Here is a 6,609-nt window from a genome sequence, read left to right on the forward strand (position 1 = left end):
TGCGGGAGGTCAGCTTCGGGCCGTTGGCGGCGATTGGCGAGGGTGCAAAACGCACTTGGACCATGAGTGTGCTGACCCTCGAATCGCTCAAGAAAATGTTGTTCGGCGAGCTCTCGGTAAAAAACTTGAGTGGACCGATAACCATTGCTAAAGTGGCGGGCGCTTCTGCCCAGTCGGGTGTCGCGGATTTCCTGAATTTCCTGGCTTATCTGAGTATTAGCCTTGGAGTTCTGAATTTGCTGCCCATTCCAGTATTGGATGGGGGGCATCTGTTGTTTTATCTGGTCGAGTGGGTGCGTGGTCGCCCCTTGTCGGATCGGGTGCAGGGTTGGGGGATACAGATCGGTATCAGTTTGGTGGTTGGAGTGATGTTGTTAGCTCTGGTCAACGATCTGGGACGACTGTAACGCTTCGCTGAATTGCGAATCTGCCGCATTTTGCGGCAGTTTGTTTATTGCCAGTTGGAATAAGAAAGGACTTCATGAAACGTCTGCTGCTAACTGCGGTTCTCACCGTATTGATGATCGCCGAAGTTCACGCCGAGTCCTTCACTATCTCCGATATTCGCGTCAACGGCCTCCAGCGGGTTTCCGCCGGTAGCGTCTTTGGTGCCTTGCCGTTGAACGTCGGGGAACAGGCGGATGATCGTCGCCTGGTGGAATCCACTCGTGCGCTGTTCAAAACCGGGTTCTTTCAAGATATCCAACTGGGTCGCGAAGGTAAGGTCCTGGTCATCACTGTCGTTGAGCGACCTTCCGTCGCCAGTATTGAGATCGAGGGTAACAAGGCGATCTCCACTGAAGACTTGATGAAGGGTCTCAAGCAATCCGGCCTGGCCGAAGGCGAGATCTTCCAGCGCGCCACCCTCGAGGGTGTGCGTAACGAACTGCAACGTCAGTACGTCGCCCAGGGTCGCTATTCCGCGTCCGTGGAAACCGAAGTGATTCCGCAGCCTCGTAACCGTGTTGGCCTCAAGGTCAAGATCAACGAAGGCACCGTGGCGGCGATCCAGCACATCAACGTGGTGGGTAACACCAAGTTTGCTGATGACGACCTGATCGACCTGTTCGAACTCAAGACCACCAACTGGCTGTCGTTCTTCAAGAACGATGACAAGTACGCCCGTGAAAAACTCTCCGGTGACCTGGAACGTCTGCGTTCCTACTACCTGGACCGTGGCTATATCAACATGGATATCGCTTCGACCCAGGTGTCCATCACCCCGGACAAGAAACACGTCTACATCACCGTCAACGTCAACGAAGGTGAGAAATACACCGTGCGTGACGTCAAGCTCAGCGGCGACCTGAAAGTCCCTGAGGACCAGGTGAAGTCGCTGTTGCTGGTGCAGAAAGACCAGGTGTTCTCGCGCAAGCTGATGACCACCACGTCCGAACTGATCACCCGTCGCCTGGGTAACGAAGGCTATACCTTCGCCAACGTCAACGGCGTGCCGACCCCGCACGACGAAGACCACACCGTGGACATCACCTTCGTTGTCGACCCAGGCAAGCGTGCCTACGTGAACCGCATCAACTTCCGTGGCAACACCAAGTCTGCGGACGAAGTGCTGCGTCGTGAGATGCGTCAGATGGAAGGTGGCTGGGCGTCGACTTACCTGATCGACCAGTCCAAGACCCGTCTTGAGCGCCTGGGCTTCTTTAAGGAAGTCAACGTCGAAACCCCGGCCGTACCGGGTGTGGATGACCAGGTTGACGTGAACTACGCCGTTGAAGAACAGGCCTCGGGTTCGATCACTGCCAGCGTCGGTTTTGCACAGAGTGCCGGTCTGATCCTCGGTGGTTCGATCACCCAGAACAACTTCCTCGGTACCGGTAACAAGGTCTCCATCGGCCTGACCCGAAGCGAATACCAGAGCCGCTATAACTTCGGTTATGTCGACCCCTACTGGACAGCTGACGGTGTGAGCCTGGGCTACAACGCCTTCTACCGCACCACCGACTACAAAGACCTGAACGTTGACGTTGCCAGCTACGCGATCGACAGCCTCGGCGCCGGTGTCAACATCGGTTACCCGATCAGCGAGACTTCGCGTCTGACCTTCGGTTTTACTGCGCAACAGGACAAAATCAAGACCGGTGTGTACACCACGGATGAGATTTTCGACTTCGTGCGCCGTGAAGGTGACCAGTTCCTGAACTTCAAGGCGTCGGTTGGCTGGTCGGAATCGACCCTGAACAAAGGTGTGCTGGCGACACGTGGCCATTCCCAAAGCCTGACTGCTGAAGCCACCACGCCGGGCAGCGACCTGTCGTTCTTCAAGCTCGACTACCGTGGCCAGTTGTTCCAGCCGCTGAGCGACAACTACACCGTGCGCCTGCACACCGAATTGGGTTATGGCGACGGTTATGGTTCGACCAGTGGTCTGCCGTTCTATGAGAACTACTATGCAGGCGGTTTCAACTCGGTTCGTGGCTTCAAGGACAGTACCTTGGGCCCGCGTGGTACGCCGAGTCGTGGTCAAGCGGTAACCGGTAACCAAGGCACGCTCCCTGACTCCAACAATGACGCTCTGGCATTCGGTGGTAACGTACTGATCCAGGGTGGTGCCGAGCTTCTGTTCCCGCTGCCATTCGTCAAGGATCAGCGTTCGCTGCGTACTTCGGTCTTCTGGGACGTGGGTAACGTGTTTGACTCCAAGTGCCAACAGGTCAACAACCCGACTCCTGGTTCTGTGTCCAACACCCAGTGCAATGACGTCAGTCTGACCAACCTCGCCAGTTCCGTAGGTGTAGGTGTGACGTGGGTGACTGCACTTGGCCCATTGAGCTTTGCTCTGGCCATGCCGATCAAGAAACCGGATAACGCTGAAACCCAGATTTTCCAATTCTCCCTCGGCCAGACGTTCTAAGCGTCTGACCCAAGATAACGACAACGGATTCTGTAGGAGTACATCGTGCGTAAGTTGACTCAATTGGTTCTGCTGGCCACCGTGCTGGTAACCACCCCGGCCTTCGCCGAAATGAAAATCGCCGTCCTGAACTATCAGATGGCCCTGCTGGAATCCGACGCGGCCAAGCGTTACGCCGTGGATGCCGAGAAGAAGTTCGGTCCGCAACTGACCAAGCTCAAGACTCTGGAAAGCAGTGCCAAGGGTATCCAGGATCGTCTGGTAGCCGGTGGCGACAAAATGCAGCAAGGCGAGCGTGAGCGTCTGGAGCTTGAATTCAAGCAAAAGGCCCGCGACTACCAGTTCCAGTCCAAGGAGCTGAACGAAGCCAAAGCCGTTGCTGACCGTGAAATGCTCAAGCAGCTCAAGCCTAAGCTCGACAGCGCCGTGGAAGAAGTCATCAAGAAAGGTGCCTTTGACCTGGTGTTCGAGCGCGGCGCCGTGATTGACGTCAAGCCTCAATACGACATCACCCGCCAGGTGATCGAGCGCATGAACCAGCTGAAGTAAGCCATGACCGCGACTATCAAGCTCGGCGAGTTGGCCGAGTTCCTGGGGGCCACCTTGCGTGGCTCCAAGGAGAAAGAAATCACTGGGCTAGCCACTTTGCAGGAGGCTGGCCCAGCTCAGTTGAGCTTCCTCGCAAATCCCCAATACCGTAAATACCTGGTCGACAGCCAAGCCGCAGCCGTGTTGCTGAAGGCCGCTGACGCCGAAGGGTTTACCGGGGATGCGCTGGTGGTTGCCGACCCTTACCTGGCGTATGCCCGGGCGTCGCACCTGTTCGATCCGAAACCCAGGGCGGCGGTTGGTATTCACCCGTCGGCCGTGATTGCCGATGATGCCCAGGTTGACCCTGCGGCCAGCATTGGCGCGTTTGCCGTGATCGAGAGTGGTGCGCGCATTGCTGCCGGTGTCACGGTGGGGGCTCATTGCTTTATCGGTGCGCGCTGTGAAATCGGCGCCGATGGCTGGCTGGCGCCTCGCGTCACCCTTTACCACGACGTGCGTATTGGTGAGCGGGTGGTCATTCAGTCAGGCGCAGTGATCGGTGGCGAAGGTTTCGGTTTTGCCAACGCCAAAGGCATCTGGCACAAAATTGCCCAGGTCGGCGGCGTATTGATCGGCGATGACGTGGAAATCGGTGTCAACACCGCTGTAGATCGCGGGGCCTTGGCCGATACCGTGCTCGGTAACGGCGTGAAGCTCGACAACCAGATCCAGATCGCCCACAACGTGCAGATTGGCGATCACACCGCCATGGCGGCGTGCGTGGGTATCTCCGGCAGTACCAAGATCGGAAAGCATTGCATGCTCGCCGGTGGCGTTGGGCTGGTGGGGCATATTGAAGTTTGCGACAACGTCTTCATCACCGGCATGACCATGGTGACCCACTCGATTACCGAGCCGGGTGCCTACTCTTCCGGTACGGCCATGCAGCCTGCGGCTGAATGGCGCAAAAGTGCGGCACGTTTGCGCAAGATCGACGACATGGCCCGACGCCTCAAGCAGGTCGAAAAGCGTGTCGAGGACGTGACCCCTGGCGGTAATGCTTCATCAGAAGGCTGATACCATTTCCATATCAAGTGTGCACAGCCGCTAGACTGCCTCCTTGATTTGCTAGCGGGGCGTGCGTTTAGTTCGCCCGCCCCCAATCTTTATTACAGGCTTCCCCCCGAAATGATGGACATCAACGAGATTCGCGAATACCTGCCTCACCGTTACCCGTTCCTGCTGGTGGACCGTGTAGTGGACCTCAATGTCGAGGAAAAGCGCATTCGTGCCTACAAGAATGTCAGCATCAACGAACCGTTCTTCAATGGTCACTTCCCCGCGCATCCGATCATGCCGGGCGTGCTGATTATCGAAGCGATGGCCCAGGCTGCCGGTATCCTTGGTTTCAAAATGCTCGACCTCAAGCCTGCCGACGGCACGCTTTACTATTTCGTGGGCTCCGACAAACTGCGCTTTCGCAACCCGGTCACTCCGGGTGACCAGTTGATCCTGGAAGCCAAGTTCATCAGCTGCAAGCGCCAGATCTGGAAGTTCGAATGCCAGGCCTCGGTGGACGGCAAGCCGGTGTGTTCCGCTGAGATCATCTGTGCGGAACGCAAACTATGAGTTTGATTGACCCTCGCGCAATCATCGATCCGTCGGCCATTCTGGCCGCCGACGTTGAGGTCGGCCCTTGGTCGATCATCGGCGCAGGTGTTGAAATCGGCGAGGGGACTGTCATCGGGCCACACGTGATCCTCAAAGGTCCGACCCGCATTGGCAAACACAATCGTATCTACCAGTTTTCCTCGGTAGGCGAAGACACCCCGGACATGAAGTACAAGGGTGAAGAAACACGCCTGGTAATCGGTGATCACAACATCATCCGTGAAGGTGTGACCATTCACCGTGGCACTGTGCAGGATCGTGCCGAAACCACGCTGGGTGATCACAATCTGATCATGGCCTATGCGCATATCGGCCATGACAGTGTGATCGGCAACCATTGCATCCTGGTCAACAACACGGCGCTGGCCGGCCATGTGCACGTTGACGATTGGGCGATCCTGTCCGGCTTCACCCTGGTCCACCAGTACTGCCATATCGGCGCCCACAGCTTTTCCGGCATGGGCACAGCGATTGGCAAGGATGTTCCGGCATTTGTCACGGTGTTCGGCAACCCTGCCGAAGCCCGCAGCATGAACTTCGAAGGCATGCGCCGTCGCGGTTTCAGTGAAGACGCGATTCACGCTCTGCGCCGCGCCTATAAGACGGTTTACCGTCAGGGGCTGACGGTTGAGCAGGCACTGACTGAACTGACCGAGCCAGCAGCGTTGTTCCCGGAAGTCGCGGTGTTCCGCGACTCTATCCAGGCATCGACGCGCGGCATCACCCGCTGATCATGGCTACTCTGCGTATTGCGCTGGTGGCCGGTGAAGCTTCCGGCGATATCCTGGGCGCTGGCCTGATGCGGGCGCTCAAGGCCCAGCATCCAGCGGTGGAGTTTATTGGCGTGGGCGGCCCGCTCATGCAGGCCGAAGGTCTGACATCCTACTTTCCCATGGAGCGCCTGTCGGTCATGGGGTTGGTGGAGGTGCTGGGCCGACTGCGTGAGTTGCTGGCGCGCCGCAAGCTGCTGATTCAAACCCTGATCGAAGAAAAGCCCGACGTCTTTATTGGCATCGATGCGCCGGACTTCACCCTCAATATCGAACTCAAGTTGCGTCAGGCCGGCATCAAGACCGTGCATTACGTTAGCCCGTCCGTATGGGCGTGGCGGCAGAAGCGTGTGCTGAAGATCCGCGAAGGCTGCGACTTGATGCTGACCTTGCTGCCGTTCGAAGCCAGGTTTTACGAAGAGAAGGGCGTGCCGGTGCGGTTTGTCGGGCATACCTTGGCCGACACCATCCCGCTACAAGCTGACCGCGCCGCCGCGCGCGCCCAGCTGGGCTTGCCTGACGGTCCGCTGGTGGCATTGATGCCGGGCAGTCGAGGCGGTGAAGTCGGGCGTCTGGCCAGTGTGTTTTTCGAGGCTGCCGAACGCCTTCAAGCCTTGAAGCCAGGCGTGCGTTTCGTATTACCTTGCGCCAGCCCGCAACGGCGTGCGCAAATCGAGGCGTTGCTTGAAGGCCGCAATCTGCCGTTGACCTTGCTCGACGGCCAGTCGCACCTGGCGCTTGCCGCCTGTGATGCGGTATTGATTG

7 protein-coding genes are annotated in these 6,609 nt (G+C 57.8%); all 7 read left to right on the top strand.

The features are described 5' to 3' along the window. Window positions 1-407 (top strand): RIP metalloprotease RseP (rseP, locus tag FEM54_RS21060; RefSeq protein ID WP_138452815.1); only part of this gene is annotated, 407 nt, incomplete at its 5' end. 74 nt (window positions 408-481) lie between these two features. Beyond that, complete coding sequence (bamA, locus tag FEM54_RS21065) at window positions 482-2,872, top strand: outer membrane protein assembly factor BamA (RefSeq protein WP_138452817.1); 2,391 nt, start codon at window positions 482-484, stop codon at window positions 2,870-2,872. Window positions 2,873-2,917: 45 nt separating this feature from the next. After that, window positions 2,918-3,421, top strand: a complete 504-nt coding sequence (locus tag FEM54_RS21070) for an OmpH/Skp family outer membrane protein (RefSeq protein ID WP_003189173.1) — start codon at window positions 2,918-2,920, stop codon at window positions 3,419-3,421. 3 nt (window positions 3,422-3,424) lie between these two features. Then, window positions 3,425-4,480 carry a UDP-3-O-(3-hydroxymyristoyl)glucosamine N-acyltransferase gene (gene lpxD, locus FEM54_RS21075; protein WP_138452819.1) on the top strand — a complete coding sequence of 352 codons (1,056 nt, stop codon included), beginning with the start codon at window positions 3,425-3,427 and terminating at the stop codon, window positions 4,478-4,480. Between the two features lie 111 nt (window positions 4,481-4,591). Beyond that, window positions 4,592-5,032 carry a 3-hydroxyacyl-ACP dehydratase FabZ gene (gene fabZ, locus FEM54_RS21080; protein ID WP_003172281.1) on the top strand — a complete coding sequence of 147 codons (441 nt, stop codon included), beginning with the start codon at window positions 4,592-4,594 and terminating at the stop codon, window positions 5,030-5,032. After that, window positions 5,029-5,805: an acyl-ACP--UDP-N-acetylglucosamine O-acyltransferase gene (gene lpxA / locus FEM54_RS21085; RefSeq protein ID WP_138452821.1), complete on the top strand. Its 777-nt coding sequence runs from the start codon at window positions 5,029-5,031 to the stop codon at window positions 5,803-5,805. The genes fabZ and lpxA overlap by 4 nt, the downstream gene beginning before the upstream one ends. Window positions 5,806-5,807: 2 nt before the next feature. Beyond that, a partial coding sequence (lpxB, locus tag FEM54_RS21090) for a lipid-A-disaccharide synthase (RefSeq protein ID WP_138452823.1) occupies window positions 5,808-6,609 on the top strand: 802 nt, incomplete at its 3' end.

The organism is Pseudomonas edaphica, from assembly GCF_005863185.1.
GTDB classification, from domain to species: Bacteria; Pseudomonadota; Gammaproteobacteria; order Pseudomonadales; family Pseudomonadaceae; genus Aquipseudomonas; species Aquipseudomonas edaphica.

Excerpts from the sequence above, each read along its gene's own strand:
- bamA (WP_138452817.1), top strand. The coding sequence starts at position 482 with ATGAAACGTCTGCTGCTAACTGCGGTTCTCACCGTATTGATGATCGCC.
- fabZ (WP_003172281.1), top strand. The coding sequence starts at position 4,592 with ATGATGGACATCAACGAGATTCGCGAATACCTGCCTCACCGTTACCCG.
- lpxA (WP_138452821.1), top strand. The coding sequence starts at position 5,029 with ATGAGTTTGATTGACCCTCGCGCAATCATCGATCCGTCGGCCATTCTG.
- lpxD (WP_138452819.1), top strand. The coding sequence starts at position 3,425 with ATGACCGCGACTATCAAGCTCGGCGAGTTGGCCGAGTTCCTGGGGGCC.